The following is a 22,293-nucleotide window of genomic DNA, read 5'->3' on the forward strand; positions in this document are numbered from 1 at the left end:
CCGACCCCACCGCCCCCCGACCCCCACAGACCCCTGCAGCCCCCACCGACCCGACCGCCCGCCCCCGGAGGGACTCCGTGAACACCGACCTCACCCCCGCCTCCGACGCTCCCGCTCCCGCCCCCGGCCGCGCCGGCGACCGCGCCGGGCTGCGCGCATGGGCCGGGCTCGCGGTGCTGGCCCTGCCCACCCTCCTCCTCGCCCTCGACATCTCCGTCCTGCACCTGGCCGTGCCGCACCTCGCGGCCGACCTGCAGCCCACCAATACACAAATGCTGTGGATCATCGATATCTACGGCTTCATGATCGCCGGCTTCCTCGTGACCATGGGCACGCTCGGCGACCGCATCGGCCGCCGCCGGCTGCTCCTGACCGGCGCCGCCGCCTTCGGCGCCGCGTCCGTCGCCGCCGCGTACGCGCCGGGCCCGGAGGCGCTGATCGTCGCCCGGCTGCTGCTGGGCGTGGCCGGGGCGACGCTGATGCCGTCGACGCTCTCCCTGATCAGCAACCTGTTCCTCGACCCGCGGCAGCGCGGCCTGGCGTTCGCGATCTGGGCGGCGATGTTCTCCCTCGGCGTCGCGCTCGGGCCGGTGCTGGGCGGGGCGCTGCTGGAGAAGTTCTGGTGGGGGTCGGCGTTCCTGCTGGGCATTCCGGTGATGGCGCTGCTGCTGGTGGCGGGGCCGCTGGTGCTGCCGGAGTCGCGGGACCCGGACGCGGGCCGGGTGGATCCGGCGAGCGTGGTGCTGTCGCTGGTGACGATGCTTTCCGTGACGTACGCGATCAAGGAGCTGGCGCACGGCCTCGCGGTCGTACCGCTGCTGGCCGCCGCGGCGGGGGTGGGCGCGGGGGCGCTGTTCCTGCGCAGGCAGCGGCGGTTGGCCAACCCGCTGCTGGATCTGGCGCTGTTCGCCGACCGGTCGTTCCGCAGTGCGCTGCTGATCCTCTGGGTGAGCGCGGTGACGGTGAGCGGCACGTATCTGTTCGTGACGCAGTATCTCCAGCTGGTGGCGGGGCAGTCGGCGCTCCGCGCGGGGCTGTGGCTGCTGCCGCCGGCGGGGGTACTGGTCCTCACTTCGGTGGTGGCACCGGTGTGCGCGCGCCGGTTCCGGCCGGGGCCGGTGATGGGTGCGGGGCTGGTGGCGTCGGCGGCGGGGTTTCTGCTGCTGAGCCGGGTCGAGCCGGGCGGTTCCGGGGACATCGCGGTGATCGTCGTGGCGTACGCGCTGGTGAACTCGGGCCTCGGGCCTGCGCTGGCGCTCGGCACCGAGCTGGTCGTCGGCTCGGCGCCGCCGGAGAAGGCCGGGGCGGCGTCGGCGATCAGCGAGACGAGTACGGAGCTGGGCGTGGCGGTGGGCATCGCGGTGCTGGGGAGCGTGGGCACGGCGGTGTACCGGGCCGACGTCGACGGCGGGGTGCCGTCCGGCACGCCGGCGGCGGCGGCGGACGGGGCGCGCGACACCATGGCGGGTGCGACGGCGGTGGCGGAGGAGCTGCCGGCGCCGCTGGGCGCGGAGTTGCTGGGGGCGGCGCGGGAGGCGTTCGCGGGTGGGCTGGCGGCGGTGGGGGTGCTCAGCGCGGTGCTGTCGCTGGCGGTGGCGGCGGTGGCGTTCACGGCGCTGCGTGGTGGCGGCGGGGACGAAGACGGGGGCAGGGGTGCGGGTGTGGGCGCGGAGAAGTGAGCGGAGGGGGCCGCGGGGGTGCCGTGCGCGCCGCGGTGCCCCTCCGCGCGCTCCGCGCCCCGGCGGGCACGCCCGCCTCCGTTGTCACCCTGGCCCGTTAGGCTGCCCCCAGGCACGGACACCGTGCGCGCATCGGACCGGCGCGCGCACCGGACGGCAAAGGGCAGTCGTGGGGGAGAGCGAAGCGGGGGTCGGCCGGCGGCTTGCCGGGCGGTATCGCGTGGTGGGGCGGCTCGGACAGGGCGGCATGGGCACGGTGTGGCGTGCCGTGGACGAGGTCCTGGGCCGTGAGGTCGCGGTGAAGGAGCTGCGCGCGTTCGGCGAGGGCGCGGCGTACGACGCGCGGGAGCTGCGGTTGAGGATGCAGCGGGAGGCGCGGGCCGCGGCCCGTGTCGACCATCCGGGCGTGATCGCCGTGCACGACGTCACGGAGCACGAGGGCCGGCCCCTGATCGTGATGGAGCTGATCGACGGGCCTTCGCTGGACGACGTCATACGCGAACGCGGCGTGCTGGATCCGGCGGAGGCCGCCGGCATCGGCGCGAAGGTCGTCGATGCTCTTGCCGCTGCGCACCGGGCGGGGGTCCTGCACCGTGACGTGAAGCCCGCGAACATCCTGCTGGCCCGCAGTGGCCGCGTTGTCCTCACGGACTTCGGCATCGCCGCGATGGACGACCCGGGCGACGACGGTTCGACGCGGCTGACCGCCCCCGGCGAGATGGTCGGCTCCATCGACTACCTGTCCCCCGAGCGGGCCCGCGGCGAGCTGCCGGGGCCGCCATCGGACGTGTGGTCGCTGGGCGCGACGCTGTATGCGGCGGTGGAGGGCATGTCGCCGTTCCGCCGGTCGTCCACGTGGTCGACGATCAGCGCGATCGTCGTGGAGCCGCTGCCGGAGCCGCGGCGCGCGGGCGCGTTGAGGGGGGCGCTGCGGGAGTTGATGGACAAGGACCCGGGGCGGCGCGCGGACGCGTTGCGCGCGGGGCGGCTGCTGGCGGCGGTGGCGGCGGGGGAGCCTCCCCCGCCGGCTGCGCCCTTCCTGGCGGGGGTACCCCCATTGCCGGGCGCGGCGGAGACGATGCGGCTGGGCGGCCTGGACCTGGACCTGGACCCCGGCCCCGGCCCCGGCCCCGGCCCCGGCCCCGGCCCCGGCCCCGGCCCCGGAGCGGGTGCCGGTGCCGTGGGTTCCGGTTCCGGTACGGGCGCGGGGGCCGGGGGTACCCCCACGCCCCCGGGCGTAGGGGGAGGGTTCGGACCGGCGCCGGAGTCGCACACGCCGCCGATGCCGCCGGAGGCGCTGAACGCGGCGGCGGGGTCCGCGGCGGGCGGCGCCGGCGGGCCGGGGCCGGGGCTGGGAGCCCCGGGGCCGGCAGGTGCGTACGGGCCTGGCGGCCAGCCGCCGGGCGGGCCGCAACCGGGCGTGCCGCAGGGGCAGGCGGAGCCGTACGGCCAGGCCGTGCCGCAGGGCCAGGCCGTGCCGCAGGGCCAGGCCGTGCCGCAGGGCCAGTTCACCCCGTACGGGCAGGGCCCGCAGGACACCGCGGGCACCCCGGCACGGCGCCCGCCGTCGCGCCGCCGCCGCCCGCTGATGCTGGCCGGCGCCGCCGTCGCGGTGGCGGCCGTGGCGGCGCTGGCGTTCACGGTGCCGGGGTGGCTGGGCGACGGCGACGGCGACGACGGCGACGACGCGGCGAACGCGCGCGGGGCGGACCGGAGTTCCAGCGCTCCCGCTTCGGCGGGCGGCCGGCCGGGAAAGGTGAAGCCGTCGAAGGAGGAGGACGGGGACCGGGGCGAGGAGTCCGCCTCCCCGTCCCCGAGCCCGTCCGCCGCGGGCACCGCGCAGCCGACCGAGGACCCCGGCGAGACCTCCGCCCCCACCGGGGAGCCCGCCCGCCCCGACGCCACGTCGGCGAAGCCGACCGCCCCCGCCACGACGTCGCCGCCGCCCGCGGACCCGGCGGACTCGTGCACGTACTACTCGGGCACGGCCCTCACCCAGCGCGGCGACAGCGGCGAGCGCGTGGTGCAGGTCCAGTGCATCCTGCGCGCCCGCGGCTACGACCTCGGCGACGGCGGCGTGGACGGCATGTTCGGCCCGAGCACGGAGGCGGCGGTCAAGCAGTTCCAGGGCGCCAGGGGCCTGGCGGTCGACGGCCAGGTGGGCCCCGACACCTGGGGCGCGCTGCGGAGCTGACGCCCCGCGCCGGACACGGCGGCCGGGGGGCCAGCGCTTGCGGTGCGGGTACGCCGCGACGAGGACCGCTGACGTGGGGCCGGGAGGACGTACGGTACGCGCCCGCGCCCCGGTGAGGGACAATAGAGGGTCCGTCCCCGTACACATCGAGGTAGTCCCCCGCATGTCCGAGTTGCAGATCGGCCCGCACACCGTCTCTCCGCCCGTGGTGCTCGCGCCCATGGCGGGGATCACGAACGCGCCGTTCCGCACGCTGTGCCGGGAGTTCTCCGGCGGCCGGGGCCTCTTCGTCAGCGAGATGATCACGACGCGGGCGCTGGTCGAGCGGGACGCCAAGACGATGCGGCTCGTCCACTTCGACGGCACGGAGAAGCCGCGGTCCATCCAGCTCTACGGGGTGGACCCCACGTACACCGGCCGCGCCGCCCGCATGATTGCCGACGAGGATCTCGCCGACCACATCGACCTCAACTTCGGCTGCCCCGTGCCCAAGGTGACCCGCAAGGGCGGCGGCTCGGCGCTCCCGTACAAGCGGAACCTGCTGCGCGCCATCCTCCGCGAGGCCGTCGCGGGCGCCGGTGACCTGCCGGTGACGATGAAGATGCGCAAGGGCATCGACGACGACCACCTGACGTACCTGGACGCGGGCCGGATCGCCGTCGAGGAGGGCGTCACGGCGATCGCCCTGCACGGCCGTACGGCGGCGCAGCACTACGGCGGCACCGCGGACTGGGACGCCATCGCCCGGCTGAAGGAGCACGTGCCGGAGATCCCGGTGCTGGGCAACGGGGACATCTGGTCGGCGGACGACGCCCTGCGGATGGTGCGCGCGACGGGCTGCGACGGCGTGGTGGTCGGCCGCGGCTGCCTGGGGCGGCCATGGCTCTTCGGCGACCTGGTGGCGGCGTTCGAACCGGGGGCGGGCGTGGCGTCGTACGCACCCTCGCTGAAGGAGGTCGCGGGCGTGATGCGGCGGCACGCGGAGCTGCTGGGGCAGTGGCTCGGCGACGAGCGGCGCGGCGTCATCGACTTCCGCAAGCACGTGCCGTGGTACACGAAGGGCTTCTCGGTGGGCAAAGGGCTGCGCCACCGGATGGCGATGGCCGGCTCCCTGGCCGAGCTGGACGACCTGCTGGGCACCCTGGACCTGGACCAGCCGTGGCCGGCGGCGGGCGCGGACGGTCCGCGGGGGCGCACGGCGGGGCGGAACAAGGTGGTGCTGCCGGAGGGGTGGCTCGCGGACCCGTACGAGTGCGCGCGGGTGGACGCGGGCGCGGAGCTGGACACGTCGGGCGGCTGAGGCGGAGGGCCCCGCCCTGAGCCGGCCCGCGGCGCTTCGCCGCCCGGCCCCCGCCGTTTCGTACGCCCCCGGCATGTCTCTACGCCGCGAGCGCGCCCCCCGGCGCTCCCGCGCCGCACCCCCCGCGGCTAGCCTCGGACCGGTGGACAAGACGCACCGGCCCGCCGCGCGGGTCATCTGCCTCGACGCCGCCCAGCGCATACTGCTGCTGCGCTGGCGCGACCCCTTCGACGGCGCCCTGATCTGGGAGCCGCCCGGCGGCGGCATCGAGCCGGACGAGACCCCGCTGGCCGCCGCCCGCCGCGAACTCGCCGAGGAGACCGGCCTTGACCCCGCCGCCGTCCTGGACCGCGGGGTGCCCGTCGACCGCGACTTCCACTGGAAGGGCACCCACTTCGCCGGCGTAGAGCACTTCTTCCTCGCCCGCTACCCCGACGACCGCCCCCCGCTGCGCCGCACCGGCCTCCTCCCCGACGAGCAGGTCACCCTCGCCGGCCACGCCTGGCTCGCCTGGCCGGACATCCCCGCCCTCCCGGACCCCCTCGAACCCCCGCATCTGAAGGACGTCCTCGCCGACCTCGCCCCGGACGGCCCGTGGGGGAGCCCCGCGGACGGCTAGCGCTTCACCCGGTGGTGGAGGTAGACGACGCCGGAGTCGAAGGTGCGGGTCTCGACGAGTTCGAGGTCCACCTGGCGCTCGTGCCGGGCGAAGAACGGGGTGCCGCCGCCGAGCAGCACCGGGTTCACCCTGATCCGGTACTCGTCGATCAGCCCGAGGTCCGCCGCCTGCGCGGCGAGCGTCGCCCCGCCGATCGCGATGACCCCCTCGCCCGGCTCGGCCCGCAGCCGCGTGATCTCCTCGGCGAGCCCCCCGGAGGCCAGCCGGGCGTTGCCCTCGACGGCCGTCAGGGTGCGGGAGAACACCACCTTGGGCAGCGGGTTCCACAGCCTGGTCCACTCCCGCTCCGCCCCGCCGAGCGAGGGGTCCTGCGCGGCGGTCTCCCAGTACAGCATCGTCTCGTACAGCCGCCGCCCCAGCAGATGAACGCCGACGTCCTGGATCTCCCCGATGGAGAAGCGGAAGACCTCCTCACTGGGCGCTCCCCAGTCGATACCGCCGTCGGGCCCGTTGATGTAGCCATCGAGCGAAACCGCCATCGAGCACATCACGCTGCGCATGCACGTCCTCCTCGTCAAGGGGTTCGACAGTAGGACCCCCGAACCCCCGAGGACTCATCGCAACGCGCAGGACCGCAGCGGCCTACGCCTGCCCCTCCGCCGCCGCGACCGCCGTCTGCAGTGCCAGCGGTGCCGTCACCGACCACGACTGCGGTGAGCAGGCGTGCGGGAACGGGACCGGTGCCGGCTGGGTGGTGCGGGGGTAGCCGGCGACGGCTTCCGGGAGGCGGTAGCCGGTGTGGGCCGCCAGGTCGGTGAGGGCCGTCGCCACCGTGCGGGCCTCCTCGTGGAGGCCGTAGCGGGCCAGGCCCAGGGCCAGGATCGCGTTGTCGTGCGGCCAGACGCTGCCGCGGTGGTACGCCATCGGGTGGTACGCCCCCTGCCCTGCGGCCACGGTCCGTACGCCCCAGCCCGAGAAGAAGTCCGGCTCCAGCAGCCGCCGTCCCACCCGCCGGGCCCGGTCGGGGTCCAGCAGGCCGGACCACAGCAGGTGTCCGGCGTCGGAGGCCAGGGCGTCGGCGGGGTGGCCGGTGCCGTCGAGGGCCAGGGCGGGGAAGTCGGGGCCTGCCAGCCAGAAGTCGGTGAGGAAGCGGGCGCGCAGGTCGTCGGCGGCGGCGGTGAGGCGGTCGGCGAGTGCCGGGTCGGCCCAGGCGGTGGTGGCGAGGCGGGCGGTGTGGGTGAGGGCGGCGTAGGCGTAGCCCTGGGGGGCGGCGGGTGCGAGGGCGCCGGTGGTGCGGGTGCCGTCGGCGGCGCACAGGGCGCCGGGGGAGTCGCGCCAGCTCTGGTAGGCCGGGCTGCCGTCGTCGGCGCGGTGGCGGAGGTAGCCGGTGTCGGTGAGGCCGCCGTCGCGGAACATCCACTCGACGGCGGCGCGGGCCTGCGGCTCCAGCCGGCGGGCGAGCTTGTCGTCGCCGCTGTGCTCGGTGACGGCGCCGAGGAGGACGAGGAAGAGGGGGGTGGTGTCGACGGCGCCGTAGTAGCGCCCGTACGGTACCTGGCCGAAGTGCGCCAGCTCACCGTGGCGCACCTCGTGCACGATCTTCCCCGGTTCGCCGTCCGCGTCGCCGGCCTGGACGGCGGCGAGCGCGAGGAGCGTGGCCCGGGCGAGCCCGGGGCGGTGGCGGAGCACGAAGAGGGAGGTCACGAGCGCGTGCCGGCCGACGAGCGCCAGGAACCACGGCACCCCGGCGGCGGGCACCTGCATCTCTTCACCGCCGGGTCCTGCGGCGGAGATGAGGAGCCCGTCGAGGTCGGCGAGGCCCTGCTCGGCGGCCCGGGCGAGGTCGGGCCAGGCGGTGGCGGAGGCGGGGGATGGGGCGGGGGGCGGGGCCTGGTGTGTGGCGGAGGCCGCGGACGGTGCGGGGGAAGGTGCCGTGGCGGTACGGACCGGGGCCGGGGCGTCGGTGTCGGGCGCCCCGGCCTCCGTCTTCCAGGCGACCGCCGTCCCCGACGCCGCCGCGGCACGCAGTGTCACCTCCGTCGTCTCGTGCGGTTCCAGCGCCAGCCGCCACACCAGACGCCGCGCGCCGCTCCCCGTCTCCTCCACCGCGTCCGGCGGCGGGTCCGCCGTGACCGTCGTACGGCCGCGCCACTCCCCGCGCCGGTAGCGGAACTCCACCCCGTCCGGGAGCACCTCCCGGGCCCGTACCGCGTGCGGCTTGTCGTAGACGCGGTGGTCGGCTCGTAACTCGAACTGGTCCGCGAAGTCCGCGTCCACCGTCAGCGCGAGCCACAGCTTCTCCGGCTCCGCGCGGTTGCCGGTGACGCGCAGGACGTCGACGAGCGAGCCGCCCGCGACGCGCTGCTCGCGGAAGACGGTGTGGGCCGGGGGCTCGTCGCGGCCGGTGGGCGGGACGAGGACGCAGCGGGCGGCGGCCGGGCCGCTGGCGCCCGGCTCCGACACCAGCAGCGTCGGCACCGCCCCGTCCACGGTCAACTGCCAGCGGCTCAGGTGCCGGGTGTCCCCGAGGAAGAAGCCGTCCGGCTGGGCGCCGCGGGCGCCGGTGACGTCTCCGGAGCGGGCGACGGCGGCGAACGCCCCGCCGTGGAAGAGAAGCCGGTGTTCCGCGCCGCTCATCCGAGCGCCTCCCTCAGCGAGGTGTCGTCGCGTAGTTACGACTGGTAGGCACGCAAAACTAGCGCGCCACTGTCGGGTCGACAAGCAGAACCGGGGTCGCACGCAAGCACGTTGCGGGAGCACGCCCCGCGAGCCCCAGGCGCCGCCCCTGTTGCCGTCCCGGTCGCTTTCCCGTCACCGTCCGGGCGTCCCGCGTTTCGGGCACTGACTATGTCCACATGATGAGATTCGGGCTGCCCGATCGCGTGATTCTTGCCACGCTTGATAGGGGTTGCGCTCACATGAGCGCTCAAATGTGGGCGTCATCTCTCGTATGCGCGGCACTGAGTGCCACTCGTATCTCTTCACACCTTGAAGGCGCGGCTGCGTTCCGTCACGCGGATGACCGTCCCGGCTTGCCGGTACGCGCCCGTCCGGGATCGTCGTTTAGAGAAGTGAAGAAGGGGCGCGGCTCCCGGTCCCCGGCAGGATCCCAGGCGTAAGGGCCGAAACCCCTCGTGATCGTCTACGGCTCATCCCTCCGGGCCTTCGATCTGGGTATGTTCCTCGCCGTCAGGGCAGCTCCCCGCCAGGGGCCCACACGAGGAGTCGATCCCGTGCCGGAAAAGAAGAAGCCAGCGAAGAAGGCGACGGCCTCGAAGACGTCCCCCGCGCGGAAGTCCGCGTCCGCGGGCAAGGAGGCCGCGGCCAAGTTCGTCTACGACTTCCACGAGGGCAACAAGGACCTCAAGGACCTCCTGGGCGGCAAGGGCGCCAACCTCGCCGAGATGACCAACCTCGGCCTGCCCGTCCCGCCGGGCTTCACCATCACCACCGAGGCGTGCAAGGTCTACCTCGCCAGCGGCGCCGAGCCCCCCGCCCTGCGCGACGAGGTCAGCGCCCACCTCGACACCCTCGAACAGCGCATGGGCAAGAAGCTCGGCCAGGCCGGCGACCCGCTGCTGGTGTCCGTACGCTCCGGCGCCAAGTTCTCCATGCCCGGCATGATGGACACCGTCCTCAACATCGGCCTCTCCGACGCCTGCCTGCCCGGCCTCGCCGCCCAGGCCGGCGACGAGCGGTTCGCCTGGGACTCCTACCGCCGCCTCATCCAGATGTTCGGCAACACCGTGCAGGGCATCGACGGCGAGCTGTTCGAGAGCGCCCTGGAGGACGCCAAGCGCGCCAAGGGCGTCACCACCGACGTCGAGCTGGACGCCGCCGACCTCGAAGCCCTCGTCGCCACGTTCAAGGACATCGTCGAAAAGGAGACCGGCCGGCCCTTCCCGCAGGACCCGCGCGAGCAACTGGACCTGGCCGTACGGGCCGTCTTCGAGAGCTGGAACGGCGAGCGCGCCAAGCTCTACCGCCGCCAGGAGCGCATCGCCGGCGACCTCGGCACCGCCGTCAACATCTGCTCCATGGTCTTCGGCAACCTCGGCCCCGACTCCGGCACCGGCGTCGCCTTCACCCGCGACCCCGCCAGCGGCCAGCAGGGCGTCTACGGCGACTACCTGCAGAACGCGCAGGGCGAGGACGTCGTCTCCGGCATCCGCAACACCGTGCCGCTCGCGAAGCTCAAAGACCTCGACTCGGCGTCGTACGACGAGCTGCTGCGGATCATGGAGACGCTGGAGACGCACTACCGCGACCTGTGCGACATCGAGTTCACCATCGAGCGCGGCAAGCTGTGGATGCTCCAGACGCGCGTCGGGAAGCGCACCGCGGCGGCGGCGTTCCGTATCGCCGTACAACTCGTCGACCAGGGGCTGATCACCGAGGCCGAGGCGCTGCAGCGCGTCAACGGGGCGCAGTTGGCGCAGCTCATGTTCCCCCGGTTCGACAACGGCCACAAAGGCGACCGGCTCGCCCGCGGCATCGCCGCCTCGCCGGGGGCCGCCGTCGGCAAGGCGGTCTTCGACTCGTACACCGCGGTGAAGTGGTCGCGCTCCGGCGAGAAGGTCATCCTCATCCGCCGCGAGACCAACCCCGACGACCTCGACGGCATGATCGCCGCCGAGGGCATCCTCACCTCCCGCGGCGGCAAGACCTCCCACGCCGCCGTCGTCGCCCGCGGCATGGGCAAGACGTGCGTGTGCGGCGCGGAGGAGCTGGAGGTCGACACCAAGCGCCGGCAGTTGACCGCGCCCGGCGGCGTGGTCATCGACGAGGGCGACATCGTGTCCATCGACGGCTCCAGCGGCAAGGTCTACCGCGGCCGGGTGCCGGTCGTGCCGTCGCCGGTCGTGGAGTACTTCGAGGGCCGCATGCACGCGGGCGCCGAGGACGCCGACGAACTCGTCGTCGCCGTGCACCGCCTCATGTCGTACGCCGACCGCATCCGCCGGCTGCGCGTACGGGCCAACGCCGACAACTTCGACGACGCCGCCCGCGCCCGCCGCTTCGGCGCCCAGGGCATCGGGCTGTGCCGCACCGAGCACATGTTCCTCGGCGAGCGGCGCGAGCTGGTCGAGCGGCTGATCCTCGCGGACCACGAGGAGGAGCGCGACGCGGCGCTGAAGGAGCTGCTGCCGCTGCAGCAGCGGGACTTCGTGCAGCTCTTCGAGGTGATGGACGGGCTGCCGGTCACGGTGCGGCTGCTGGACCCGCCGCTGCACGAGTTCCTGCCGGACATCACGGAGCTGTCGGTACGGGTCGCGCTCGCCGAGTCGCGCAAGGACCACAACGAGAACGACCTGCGCCTTCTCCAGGCCGTCCACCGGCTGCACGAGCAGAACCCGATGCTGGGCCTGCGCGGCGTGCGCCTCGGTCTGGTCATCCCCGGGCTGTTCACGATGCAGGTACGGGCCATCGCGGAGGCGGCGGCGCAGCGGCTGGAGGCGAAGGGCGACCCGCGGGCGGAGATCATGATCCCGCTGGTGGGCACGGTGCAGGAGCTGGAGCTGGTACGGGACGAGGCCGAGGCCGTCATCGCCGAGGTCGAGGCGGCGCGGGGCGTGGCGCTCAAGCTGAAGCTGGGCACGATGATCGAGCTGCCGCGGGCGGCGCTGACGGCGGGTCAGATCGCGGAGTCGGCGGACTTCTTCTCGTTCGGCACCAACGACCTCACCCAGACCGTGTGGGGCTTCTCGCGCGACGACGTGGAGGCGAGCTTCTTCACCGCGTACCTGGAGAAGGGCATCTTCGGCGTCTCCCCGTTCGAGACCATCGACAAGGACGGCGTCGGCGCGCTGGTCCGCGACGCGGTGAAGGCGGGGCGCGCGACGCGGCCGGACCTGAAGCTGGGCGTGTGCGGCGAACACGGCGGCGACCCGGAGTCGGTCCACTTCTTCCACGACGTCGGCCTGGACTACGTCTCGTGCAGCCCGTTCCGTATCCCGGTGGCCCGCCTGGAGGCCGCCCGCGCGGCGGCCACGTCACCACCGGCCACCTGACCCCCGGCCGCCGTCGGCGATGTGCCCTGACCCTCACCCGACGGCAGACCGGTTCCGGAGGGGCGGCGCCCGTGCGGGGGCGCCGCCCCTCACCCCCTGCAGCCGCCGCGACGCCGGCGGCGGACGACTCCGGTCTCCCTGCCTGCCGCCGGCCGAGTGCGTGTAGGTGAGCGAAAGTCGACCCCCGTGGGCGATTTGCCCGGGTTTGGTAGGCGGGTTACCGCGAGTTTTGCCCCTCCGTCTGCGGGCGTATACGTGGCGTGCTCGCGTACGGGGCCCGGCAGGCGCGCGGCGTAGCGGTACGTCACGGTCGTCGCCGGGCGGGTCTGGTCGGCAGTGCGGGTGTCGGGGAGGTGCGGCGCGGCTTGGGTCGGCAGCCCGGGTGTGCGTAGACGACCGATCCGCCGCCGGACTCGCCGGGCTCGCCCACCGACTCCACCGGATTCTGCGTGGTGCCGAGTTGGCCACAGTGGGTGCAGTAGCGCATCACGGTCCCTTCTTTCGGGTGGTGGGTGGGCAGCCGCGCCAGTCCGGCGCCTCCCCGGGACTCGCCGGGGCCGGCCAGACGTTGTACGGCTCTCCGTGCTTCCGGACGCTGCTCATGCCCCACCCCCGCGGCAGCGCGGGCATTCACACGGTGGCAGCGCGGTGGTGTCCAGCGGGACACAGTCACCGGCGTAGAACTGCATCTGACGCCCCCAGGTGTGCCCGCCGTCACGAGACACCCTCAGGGTCAGCAACGGCCGTTCAGGCGGCTGCTGTACCTCGACGCTGCTTGTCGCCGAGACTGCTGTCCCGGTGCTCTGGCGCCAGCTCGGCGGCACGATGGTCACTCAGTCCACCTCCTCTTTCCTTCCGCGGCGGCTGTGAGGAGATCCTGACTCCGCAAACGGGCTGCGCGGGAGTGTGTAGGCGGGGTCACCATCCGCGGAGGGTTCACACACTGTGTGAACTGACTGTGGCTACGCTCACACAGTGAGTGATTCGGGAGCCCAGATGACACCGGAGCCGAACACCCTGCTCGACGCGCTCCTTGACGAGGCCGGCATGTCCCGCCTCGGCCTGGCCAAGCGCGTCAACGCTGCCGGCGCCGCCAAGGGCAAGACACTGCGCTACGACCACAGCGCGGTAATCCGCTGGCTCCGCGGCCAACGCCCCCGCGGCGATGTTCCCAACCTGATCTGCATCGTGCTCGGCGAGCGTCTGGGCCGCCTCTTGCACCTGGAGGACATCGGCATGGGCAACAACCCCGCCACGGCCCCCAGCGCCTCGCTGACGGGCTTCGTGGAGCGGGCCACGGCCATGTGGCGCAGCGACCTGCATCAGCGCGAAGAACTACGTACCACCCGCGTCATCACTGGTCTACCCGCAGTCGGTCCCGTATGGGAGTGGGAGAACCCGCCGGACGACGCCGACGTCTCCCGCACCGGCACACCCCACGTCGGCCTCTCCGACGTCGAAGTACTCCGCAGCGCCCGATCCCACTACGAGCAGATGTACCGCAAGGCAGGCGGCGTCGCGACCCGCGCCCGCGTCCTGCTGTTCCTCAACGCCGAGACCGCACCTCTCTTACGCGGCGCGTACTCGGACTCCACCGGGCGCGAACTGCACCGCGCGGTCGGCGGCTACGTCATCGCCCTGCTCGTCAACCAGGCCCTCTACATGCGCGAATACCGTCAGGCCGTCGCCTTCGCCGAAGCCGCCGTACGGACCGCTGGGCACGCCGTCTCCCCCGCGCTCGCCTGCGACCTCCACGCGATGCAGGCCAAGGCGTTCTCCCGCATGGGTGACCAGACCTCGGCGCACCGCGCGATGATGCTCGCCGAGATCTCGGCCGGCCGGATCCGCCCAGATGAGGAACCCGCGGAGACCGGCTACATCCAGCCTGGCCTGCTGGAGGCCAATCTCGCGGACGCCCTCATGCGGCTTGGCGACACCAACCCTGCCCAGCAGTACGCAACCGAAGCCGTAGCTACACAGACCCATGCACGCGGCCATGTCCACCGGCTCGCGACGCTTTCCGACGTCCAGCTACGGGCAGGTGACGCCGAGCAGGCCGCGACCACCGCCGGTGAGGTGCTGGACACCATGGAAGGTATGGAGTCCCAGCGGCTCAGGGACCGCCTGGTGAAACTCCGCGCGACCATGTCGAGCATCGAAAGCAGAACGACCGGTGACGTTGTCCAGCGCATCGACGACGCCCTTCGCCTGCCGCTGTGACACTCGGCTGCGATACTGCCGCGATGCAGTGGCGCAACCGCGGCGAACGCACCGTGTACGAGAACCGGTGGGTCACGGTGAACATGGCCGACGTCGAGGTGCCGGACGGCCGGCACCTCGACCACACCGTGATCAGGGTCCGGCCCGTTGCCGTGACGGCCGTCGTCAACGAGGCGAACGAGGTGCTGCTGCTGTGGCGCCACCGCTTCATCACCGACGCCTGGGCGTGGGAACTCCCGTCCGGCGGTAGCGCCGAAGGCGAAGACCCGGCCGCAGCAGCCGCCCGCGAGTTGGAGGAGGAAACCGGCTGGCGTCCCGGCCAGATGCGGCACCTCCTCGACGTCGACCCCATGCCCGGCATCTCCACCAGCCACCACCGCGTGTACTGGACGGACACCGCCGAGTATGTCGGCGAACCGCAGGACGCCCACGAGTCCACCCGCCGGGAATGGGTGCCGCTGAAGAACGTCCCCGACCTGGTCGCCCGCGGCGAGGTCCGCAGCGCATCGGCGGTCGCGGCGCTGCTGATGCTGCATACGCTCCGGCACGACCGCACACCGTAGCCGCGCCTGGAATCTGCCCGGTCCCTCGGTGGCGGCGCAGCACCCCTGCGCGGCCCGGTGACGGATGGGACCGACGGCACCCCTCCCCGGTGCGGGGAGCACCCTCTCGACCAGCACGTGCCTCCGCCTCTCCGCCGGGCAGGAGGCGGGGGAGAGATCAGCCGACTCGTAGGGTCTTGACGACCGCGACGGCCTGATCCAGCAAGTCGATGGGGCAGCCCCAGTGGTCGTAGATGCCGCCGCGGGCGCGGTTGCTGCCGCAGACGACGAATACACCGGTCCCCAGCTCAACCTTGAGGTGGGTGGCCAGCCAGCCGACGAAACCGCTGTTGTCCGCCTGGTCGGCGAAGTGGAAAGAGAAGATTCCGAAGCGTTCGACGCCGGCACTCTCCTGGACGAGCGGGACCAGGCGGCTCCAACTCTCCCGGTCCCGAACCACCGCCAGCGTCTCGCCGGTGAGTGGCGGCGGCTGGTCGGCCGGAGACTCTTCAAAGCACCAGACGCCGTCGTGCACGACGAGGTCGGCTTGGGCGATCACACGACGTAGCCGCTGCTCCGTCTGTTCCGCAGTCTCCATATTCACACTGACCATCAGCCGGACTCCCTGATCTGTGAGGCCGTGATCCCACCCGGGGACCATCGTGCCTAGCCTCCCCTGCCGGAACGAAGACTCCTGACAGGGCACCGCCGTCGCAACGCTAGCCGGACTGGGCGCAGAGCCGGGAGCCGAGGACCGCGGGGCCCCTCGTGGGCTCGACCAGGAGCGGGCGTGCGTAATCTTCGAGGCACGGGGTGCTGGACGACCTGCCACCGGGCCACCTCCGCCGTGCGGCGCAAGGCCCAGATCAGCCGAGTGCGCCCCGCCGACGGCGCCTTCCCTGGCTGGTCCGGCGGGCGCGTGGCGTTGCGGCGGGTCACGGTCGTCGCCGGGCGGGTGGTCGGCAGTGCGGGTGTCAGGGAGGTACGGCGCGGCTTGGGTCGGCAGCCCGGGTGCGTAGACGACCGACCCGCCGCCGGACGCGTCCCGGCGGTTCGGAGCCGTCGGCTCCCGTCGTCCTGCGCGGCGGCCCCCGGCCCCCGCCGCCGGGCGGCGGTCGGTTCGTTACGCTGTCGCTCGCGCGAACCGGGCCGCGGGTGGCGGCGGTCCGGGCCAGGCGAGGTGGTCGGCAGACCGCCGGGGGGTGAGGGGGACCATGTCCCGACCGGATGACGGGCGGCCGGCCGTGCCGCTGGCCCGTGCCGGGGAGCCGGGGTGGCCTACGGCCGTGCCGGCGCACCGGCCGCTGGGGGCCGCCGACCCGGCCGTGGCCGGGCCGTACCGGCTGGAGGCGGTGCTGGGCGCCGGTGGGATGGGCCGGGTCTACCTGGCGCGTACGCCCGCGGGCAGCGCGGTCGCGGTCAAGGTCGTCCACCGCGAGTACGCGGGCGACGCGGCGTTCCGTAAGCGCTTCGCTCAGGAAGTCGCCGCCGCCCGGCGGGTGCAGGGCCTCTACACCGTGCCGGTGGTCGACGCCGACCTCCAGGCCGACGAGCCCTGGCTCGCCACCGCGTACGTGCCCGGGCCGTCCCTCCAGCAGGCGGTCGCCGAGAGCGGGCCGCTGCCGGCGGATGCGGCGCTGGCGCTGATCGCCCGGGTGGCGGAGGCGTTGCAGTCCATCCACGCCGCCGACGTCATCCACCGCGACCTCAAGCCCTCCAACATCCTCCTGACCGCCGACGGCCCCAAGGTCATCGACTTCGGCATCGCCCGGGCCGCCGACCTCACCGCCGTGACCGCCACCGGCGTACGCACCGGCACCCCCGCCTACATGGCGCCGGAGTACATCCGCGGGCAGACCGTCACCGAGGCCGGCGACATCTTCGCCCTCGGCGGCGTCGCCCACTTCGCCGCCACCGGCGGGCACGCCTTCGGGGGCGGTACGGACCACGGCGTGGTCTACCGCATCCTGGAGCAGGAGCCCGACCTCGACGGCTGTCCGCCGTCCGTGCGGGCCGTCGCCGCCGCCTGCCTGGCGAAGGACCCGGAGCGGCGGCCGACGCCCGCCGAGGTCATCGAGCGGTGCCGGCTGGCGGCTGCGGACGGAGGGCACGGCGGAGTGCCTGACGGGGGGCATCCGGAGACGGTCGTGGCGGCGCCGGGGGCGGGGGATACCGTGCCCGCCGCCCCTGCCGCCCCCGGCGCGCCCGACCTCGTCACCCGCACCGCCGCCGCCCCGGCGGCCGGTACCCCCAGCGCCCCCGCCCCACCCGGCGGCACCCCCGCCGCGGACCCGTACGCCCCGACCGTCGCCGCCGGACCGTCTGCCCCCCACGCCCCGGACCCCGAGGCCGGCACCGGCGGCCCCGTGCCCCTTGCACTGCAGCTCGGCGGGGTCGGCGTGGTCGTCCTCATCCTCGTCCTCATCGTCGTTCTCCTGCCCACGTCCGGTTCCTCCGACAACCCGGAGCCGGACTCCCCGTACAAGACGTACGAGCCCACCGGCAGCCTCGCCTTCCCCGCCCGTGCCGCGGGCCCCGCCGGCATCGACTTCAGCCCCGACGGCAAGACGCTGGTCACCGGCGGCGACGACGGCAAGATCCGGTTCTGGGACGTCGCCCGCCGCAAGCAGAGCGACGCCCTCACCCAGGAGAGCATCAGCAACTACGTGCCCGGGGTGCTCAACGTCGCGTTCAGCCCCGACGGCAAGCTGCTCGCCACCGGCACCGACAACGGCGGGACCGGCCTGTACAGCGTGGCCGAGCGGCGGTCGCTCAACTTCCTGCACATGGGCGGCGGGAGCGTGGCGTTCTCGCGGGACAGCAAGCTGCTCGGCATCGGCAGCAGGACGGGCTCGGTGTACCTGTTCGACCCCGCCGAGCGCGGCGACGACATCACCGCGTACTTCGACCACGAGCATGACGTCACGGCCATCGCCTTCAGCCCGGACGGCAAGACGCTGGCCTCCGTCGGCGACGACTCCGGCAGCACCTCCGGCCGGAACGACACGACGCAGCTCTGGGACGTCGCCGGCCGCGACCCGGAGCCGTACGGCCAGGGCGACCCGGCCAAGGTCCTCGACCAGCCGTGGGAGGCGACTGCCGTGGCGTTCAGCCCGGACGGCGAGACCCTCGCGGTCGGCTTCCCCGACGGCAAGGTCCTGCTGTGGGACGTGGCCACGGGCCACAAGCAGCGGACTCTGCGCAACGACTACCTCACCGCCGTCGCCGACCTGGAGTTCAGCCCGGACGGGAAGACGCTCGCCACCACTTCGGAGAGCGGCGGCGGCGTGCTGCTGTGGAACGTGGCCCGCGGCAAGCCGGCTGCGCGGCTGGCGACCGGCGAGGAGGACGGGCGAGGCAAGGGCGTGGTCGAAGAGGTGACGTTCAGCCAGGACGGGAGGCTGATCGCGGGTGCCGACCGCAAGGACCGCGCCGTCCGGCTGTGGCAGACGCCCGGATCGGCGGCGCGGTAGCGGTCGGTCAGGCGCGGAAGGGGCCCGTCGTACCGGCCGTCCGCCGGGAAAGCGCGCCGCTAGCTCACGCCCGTGCCGCAGTCGGTACGGATGTGCGGGCTCGCGGCCCACGACTCGCCGACCGTGACGGGCTCGACCTCGACCCTCACCGCGAGGCGGTAGTTGTACGTGCCCGTCCTGCCCTGCGGGCACAGCTCCGTGACGGCGGGGCCCTGCTGGCTCGGCGCCCTCGTCCACGACGTGTGCCGCGGGTCGCCGTAGTGGCGCCAGCCTGACCAGCTGTCACGCTCAAGCGCGTAGACCTGCCGCATCCGGCCTGGCAGCTCACCGTGGCACTCGGTGGCGAACCGCTCGCCGCCGATCTCGGCACGGGGCTCGGCACCCCCCACGACGATCTCCCCCTCGACCGCGATCGGCTCGACGGTGGTGGTGCACCACCAGCCGGTGACCTTCTCGATCCGCACGTCCTCGCACTCCGTGACGGCGGCCGGCGTCCGGTGGTCGATGGTGCGCACGGCATCGTCGTCCTCGGGGGCTGCGTCCACGTCGCCCACGGTCATGGCCACCGAGCCGTCCTCGAACTCTTCGGCACGGTAGGTGAGCCGGGTGCTGTCCGGCGGTTCGGAAGTGCGCTGAGGGCTCCACGAGGCGCACGGCGTCGGGGACTCGGGCAGCACCGAGGCGCCCGGCTTGCGGACGTCCTCACACCCGCTTGCCCCCAGCACGACCGCCATCACCGCAGCCGGCACTAAGCAGCCATGCCGCAAGCAGCCGTGTCGCCGCACCGTCGTCCCCCTGCCATCCCTGTCGCCCCCGTGTCCGCATGCCCGGACAGGGCGGGGCGCCACCGTAACAGGACACGATCCGACCTGACCCGCCGCATCGTGCGCGGCGTGCTCAGGCAGCGGTGTGGTGGTGGGTGGGGTGCGGGGTGGCGGAGGCGGCGCGCTGTTCGTCGTAGCGGTGGAGTACGAGCCGCGCGAGCGCCGGGTGCGCGCCGAGCGGTGCCGCGGCGGGCAGGCCCAGGGCGCGGGCCGTCGCCGCGGTGCGCCGGGCGAAGAGTCCCGGCGCCGTGAAGCAGCAGGCCACGCCGATGCGGCGGTGGCCGCGGGCGGCGAGGGTACGGGCCGCCTCCGCGACGGTCGGCGCGGCGGCCGAGGCGTACGCCGGCAGCACCGGCACCCCGAGCCGGGCGGCCAGCAGCGCCGCGGTGGCCTCGGTGTCCGCCGCCGACCGGGCGGCGCGGGACCCGGCGGCGGCGAGTACCACCGCGTCGCAGCCGCGCCCGCCGGCCTCGGCCAGCCGGGCGGCGAGGGCGTCGGCGAGGAGGGGGTGCGGGCCGAGGGGCGCGGCGATCCGGGCGGCGAAGGGGTGTTCGGGGGCGGCGGGGCGGTCGCCCGCGGGGGTGCCGGGACGGCCCACTGCGGAGGAGGCGCGGTTGCGGACGTGGTCGTTCTCGTGGTCCCGTACGGGCGCCACCCCGGGGTGTGACGCGGCGTGGCCCGGCGCTTCCGCCCACCGCGCTTCCGTGCCCCGCCCCGCCGTCCGCAGCATCTCCGGGATGTCCCGCGTCACGTGGTGGCCGCGGCCGAAGAGCAGCGGCACCAGCACCGCCTCGCCCCCCTCCCGCGCCAGCGTCCCCAACGTGTCCGACAGCAGCGGCTCGTTCAGCTCCACGTGCCCCAGCCGCACCGGCAGCCCCGGCCGCAGCGCCCGTACCGTCGCGAGCAGCGCGCGTACGGTGCGTACCGCCGCCGGGTCCCTGCTCCCGTGCGCCACCGCCACCAGGACCGGAACCCCCGGGCGCCCGCGCCTCGCGCCCACGGTCGCCAGCCGCGTGCTCAGCTCGGCGGTGATGCTGGTGATCAGCTCTGCCGCGGTTCCCGGGTGCGGTGATATGGCCGTCATGCCGCGAGCCTCGCCCATCGCCGTTGCGCCCCCGTTTCACCCGTGCGTCGTCGTGTTGACGGCTGCTCACGCCCGTACGCCCCGGCCGCTGAGGACGGCGAACCCGTCCTGTAATACCCCCGTCCACCAGGGGTGACATCCGTCCCGCAGGCTCGGCGCATGACCGTCGACACCCACTGCCCCTACTGCTCCCTCCAGTGCGGCATGACCCTCGAAACCGCCGGGGAGGGCGGTCTCGCGGTACGGGAGCGGGCGGCGTTCGACGTCAACCGCGGCGCCCTGTGCGGCAAGGGCCGTACCGCGCCCGCCGTCCTCGACTCCGCCGCCCGCCTGACCGAGCCTCTGGTACGCGAGGACCCCGACGATCCAGCCGCTCCGCTCCGCCCGGCCTCCTGGTCCGAGGCGCTCGACCGCGTCGCCGCCGGGCTCGGCCGCGCCCGCGCCGGGCACGGGCCGGATGCCGTCGGGGTCTTCGGCGGCGGCGGGCTGACCAACGAGAAGGCGTACGCGCTCGGCAAGTTCGCCCGTATCGTCCTCGGCACCTCCCAGATCGACTACAACGGCCGCTTCTGCATGTCCTCCGCCGCCGCCGCGGGCACCCGCGCCTTCGGGCTCGACCGCGGCCTGCCCTTCCCCCTCGCCGACATCCCCCGTACGGGCTGCGTGATCCTCGTCGGCGCCAACCCCGCCGAGACCATGCCGCCCGCCCTGCGCTACTTCACCGAGCTGCGCGCCAACGGCGGCACCCTCGTCGTCGTCGACCCGCGCCGCACCCGCACCGCAGAGCAGGCAGACCTGCACCTCGCCCCCCGCCCCGGCACCGACCTCGCGCTCGCCCTCGGCCTGCTGCACCTCGTGATCGCCGAAGGCCGCACCGACGACGCCTACATCGCGGAACGCACCACCGGCTGGCCCGCCGCCCGCGCCGCCGCCATGGCCCACTGGCCGGAGCTGGTGGAGCGGATCACCGGCGTGCCCGTGCCGCAGCTACGCCGGGCCGTCGAGCTGTTCTGCGCGCCGGAGTCCGCCATGGTCCTCACCGCCCGCGGCCCCGAGCAGCAGGCCAAGGGCACCGACACCGTCGGCGCGTGGATCGACCTGTGCCTGGCCACCGGCCGCCCCGGACGCCCCTGCTCCGGCTACGGCTGCCTCACCGGCCAGGGCAACGGGCAGGGCGGACGCGAACACGGCCAGAAGGCCGACCAGCTCCCCGGCTACCGCCTGCTCACCGACCCCGCCGCCCGCGCCCACGTCGCCGCCGTCTGGGGTGTCGACCCCGGTACGCTCCCGGGGCCGGGGCGCAGCGCGTACGAACTGCTCGACGCCCTCGGCGCCCCCGGGCCCGACGGCATCCGGGCGCTGCTGCTCATGGGCTCCAACCCGGTCGTTTCCGCGCCGCGCGCCGCGCACGTCGAACAGCGGATCAGGGCGCTGGACTTCCTGGCGGTGGCGGACGTGGTGCTGTCCGAGACCGCGGCGCTCGCGGACGTCGTGCTGCCCGTCGCGCAGTGGGCCGAGGAGACCGGCACGCTGACGAACCTGGAGGGCCGGGTGCTGCTGCGCCGCCGCGCCGTCGACCCCCCGCCCGGCGTCCGCGGCGACCTCGACGTGCTGCGCGGTCTTGCCGAGCGGCTGGCGCCGGAGCGGGCGGCGGGGTTCCCGGTGGCGGCGGAGGAGGTCTTCGCGGAGCTGCGGCGGGCGTCGGCCGGGGGGAAGGCGGACTACTCGGGGATCACATACGCGCGGATCGAGGCGGAGGACGGCGTGTTCTGGCCGTGCCCCGAGGGCGGCGAGCCGGTGCCGCGGATGTTCCTCGACCGGTTCGCGACGCCGGACGGGCGGGCGCGGTTCGCGGGGGTGCAGCACCGGCCGGCGGCGGAGGAGACGGACGCGGACTACCCGGTGTGGCTGACGACGGGCCGGGTACTCGCGCAGTACCAGTCCGGCGCCCAGACGCGCCGGGTCCGCGAGCTGACGGCCGCCGCCCCGGGCCCGTACGTGGAGATGCACCCGGAACTGGCCGCCCGGGTGGGCGCCGCCGAGGGCGACCCGGTCGCGGTCCTCTCCCGCCGCGGCCGGGCCGTGGCACCGGCCCGGATCACCACGGCGATCCGGTCCGACACGGTGTTCATGCCGTTCCACTGGGCGGGCGCGGGCCGGGCGAACTCGGTGACGAACCCGGCGCTGGACCCGGTGTCGCGGATGCCGGAGTTCAAGGTGTGCGCGGTACGGGTGGAGCGGGCGGGGGAGTAGCTCCGGCCCCGTCGCGTACGCGCGGGGGGCGGGGGCGGGGCCGGCGTCGGAGGGCCGGTGGCGGGGCCGGAGGACCGGGGCCGGTGCGGCCGGT

At 74.3% G+C, this 22,293-nt stretch carries 14 protein-coding genes; 9 read left to right on the top strand and 5 right to left on the bottom strand.

Going from position 1 to position 22,293, the window contains the following annotated elements; genetic code table 11:
* The first annotated feature begins 149 nt into the window (after positions 1 to 149).
* From B124_RS10000 to B124_RS10015, 4 genes are all read left to right on the top strand, one after another.
* Entirely contained in the window at positions 150 to 1,679 is a 1,530-nt protein-coding gene (locus B124_RS10000) for an MFS transporter (protein ID WP_496502458.1), read from the top strand.
* A gap of 223 nt (positions 1,680 to 1,902) precedes the next feature.
* Positions 1,903 to 3,873 carry a protein kinase domain-containing protein gene (locus B124_RS10005; RefSeq protein WP_496502459.1) on the top strand — a complete coding sequence of 657 codons (1,971 nt, stop codon included), beginning with the start codon at positions 1,903 to 1,905 and terminating at the stop codon, positions 3,871 to 3,873.
* Positions 3,874 to 4,036: 163 nt separating this feature from the next.
* The gene (gene dusB / locus B124_RS10010) at positions 4,037 to 5,173 is read left to right on the top strand and encodes a tRNA dihydrouridine synthase DusB (RefSeq protein ID WP_496502368.1); all 1,137 of its coding nucleotides are present in this window, start codon (positions 4,037 to 4,039) and stop codon (positions 5,171 to 5,173) included.
* A 142-nt stretch (positions 5,174 to 5,315) separates the two neighbouring features.
* Entirely contained in the window at positions 5,316 to 5,792 is a 477-nt protein-coding gene (locus tag B124_RS10015) for an NUDIX hydrolase (RefSeq protein WP_496502369.1), read from the top strand.
* On the opposite strand, the gene B124_RS10020 is transcribed toward B124_RS10015, so the two are convergent.
* Together B124_RS10020 and B124_RS10025 are read right to left on the bottom strand one after the other, a co-directional pair.
* Complete coding sequence (locus B124_RS10020; protein ID WP_496502370.1) at positions 5,789 to 6,352, bottom strand: dihydrofolate reductase family protein; 564 nt, start codon at positions 6,350 to 6,352, stop codon at positions 5,789 to 5,791. The two genes, B124_RS10015 and B124_RS10020, sit on opposite strands and share 4 nt — an antisense overlap.
* Positions 6,353 to 6,434: 82 nt before the next feature.
* Positions 6,435 to 8,429 (bottom strand): amylo-alpha-1,6-glucosidase, encoded by a 1,995-nt coding sequence (locus B124_RS10025; RefSeq protein WP_496502371.1) that lies wholly within the window; start codon positions 8,427 to 8,429, stop codon positions 6,435 to 6,437.
* 539 nt (positions 8,430 to 8,968) lie between these two features.
* Between B124_RS10025 and ppdK the strand changes: the two genes are divergently transcribed.
* The 3 genes from ppdK (at position 8,969) to B124_RS10040 (ending at position 14,586) form a co-directional block, all read left to right on the top strand.
* Positions 8,969 to 11,803: a pyruvate, phosphate dikinase gene (gene ppdK, locus B124_RS10030; protein ID WP_496502372.1), complete on the top strand. Its 2,835-nt coding sequence runs from the start codon at positions 8,969 to 8,971 to the stop codon at positions 11,801 to 11,803.
* A gap of 996 nt (positions 11,804 to 12,799) precedes the next feature.
* Positions 12,800 to 14,023: an NsdA family TPR-like regulatory protein gene (locus tag B124_RS10035; RefSeq protein ID WP_496502460.1), complete on the top strand. Its 1,224-nt coding sequence runs from the start codon at positions 12,800 to 12,802 to the stop codon at positions 14,021 to 14,023.
* 23 nt (positions 14,024 to 14,046) lie between these two features.
* Positions 14,047 to 14,586, top strand: a complete 540-nt coding sequence (locus tag B124_RS10040; protein ID WP_496502373.1) for an NUDIX domain-containing protein — start codon at positions 14,047 to 14,049, stop codon at positions 14,584 to 14,586.
* 157 nt (positions 14,587 to 14,743) lie between these two features.
* Here B124_RS10040 and B124_RS10045 read toward each other — a convergent pair whose 3' ends face one another.
* A complete protein-coding gene (locus B124_RS10045; RefSeq protein WP_496502374.1) occupies positions 14,744 to 15,178 on the bottom strand; it encodes a DUF6196 family protein in 435 nt (144 codons plus the stop codon).
* A gap of 601 nt (positions 15,179 to 15,779) precedes the next feature.
* Here B124_RS10045 and B124_RS10050 point away from each other — a divergent pair.
* Positions 15,780 to 18,038 carry a WD40 repeat domain-containing serine/threonine protein kinase gene (locus tag B124_RS10050; RefSeq protein ID WP_496502375.1) on the top strand — a complete coding sequence of 753 codons (2,259 nt, stop codon included), beginning with the start codon at positions 15,780 to 15,782 and terminating at the stop codon, positions 18,036 to 18,038.
* A 59-nt stretch (positions 18,039 to 18,097) separates the two neighbouring features.
* Here the strand turns inward: B124_RS10050 and B124_RS10055 are convergent, their stop codons facing one another.
* Together B124_RS10055 and B124_RS10060 are read right to left on the bottom strand one after the other, a co-directional pair.
* Positions 18,098 to 18,772 carry a hypothetical protein gene (locus B124_RS10055; protein ID WP_496502376.1) on the bottom strand — a complete coding sequence of 225 codons (675 nt, stop codon included), beginning with the start codon at positions 18,770 to 18,772 and terminating at the stop codon, positions 18,098 to 18,100.
* A gap of 163 nt (positions 18,773 to 18,935) precedes the next feature.
* Entirely contained in the window at positions 18,936 to 19,946 is a 1,011-nt protein-coding gene (locus B124_RS10060) for a sirohydrochlorin chelatase (protein WP_496502377.1), read from the bottom strand.
* Positions 19,947 to 20,105: 159 nt separating this feature from the next.
* Here B124_RS10060 and B124_RS10065 point away from each other — a divergent pair, with 159 nt between their 5' ends.
* On the top strand, positions 20,106 to 22,199 hold the full coding sequence (locus B124_RS10065) for a molybdopterin oxidoreductase family protein (RefSeq protein WP_496502378.1): 2,094 nt from the start codon (positions 20,106 to 20,108) through the stop codon (positions 22,197 to 22,199).
* Positions 22,200 to 22,293: the final 94 nt, after the last annotated feature.

Source organism: Streptomyces sp. CNP082 (assembly GCF_059570535.1).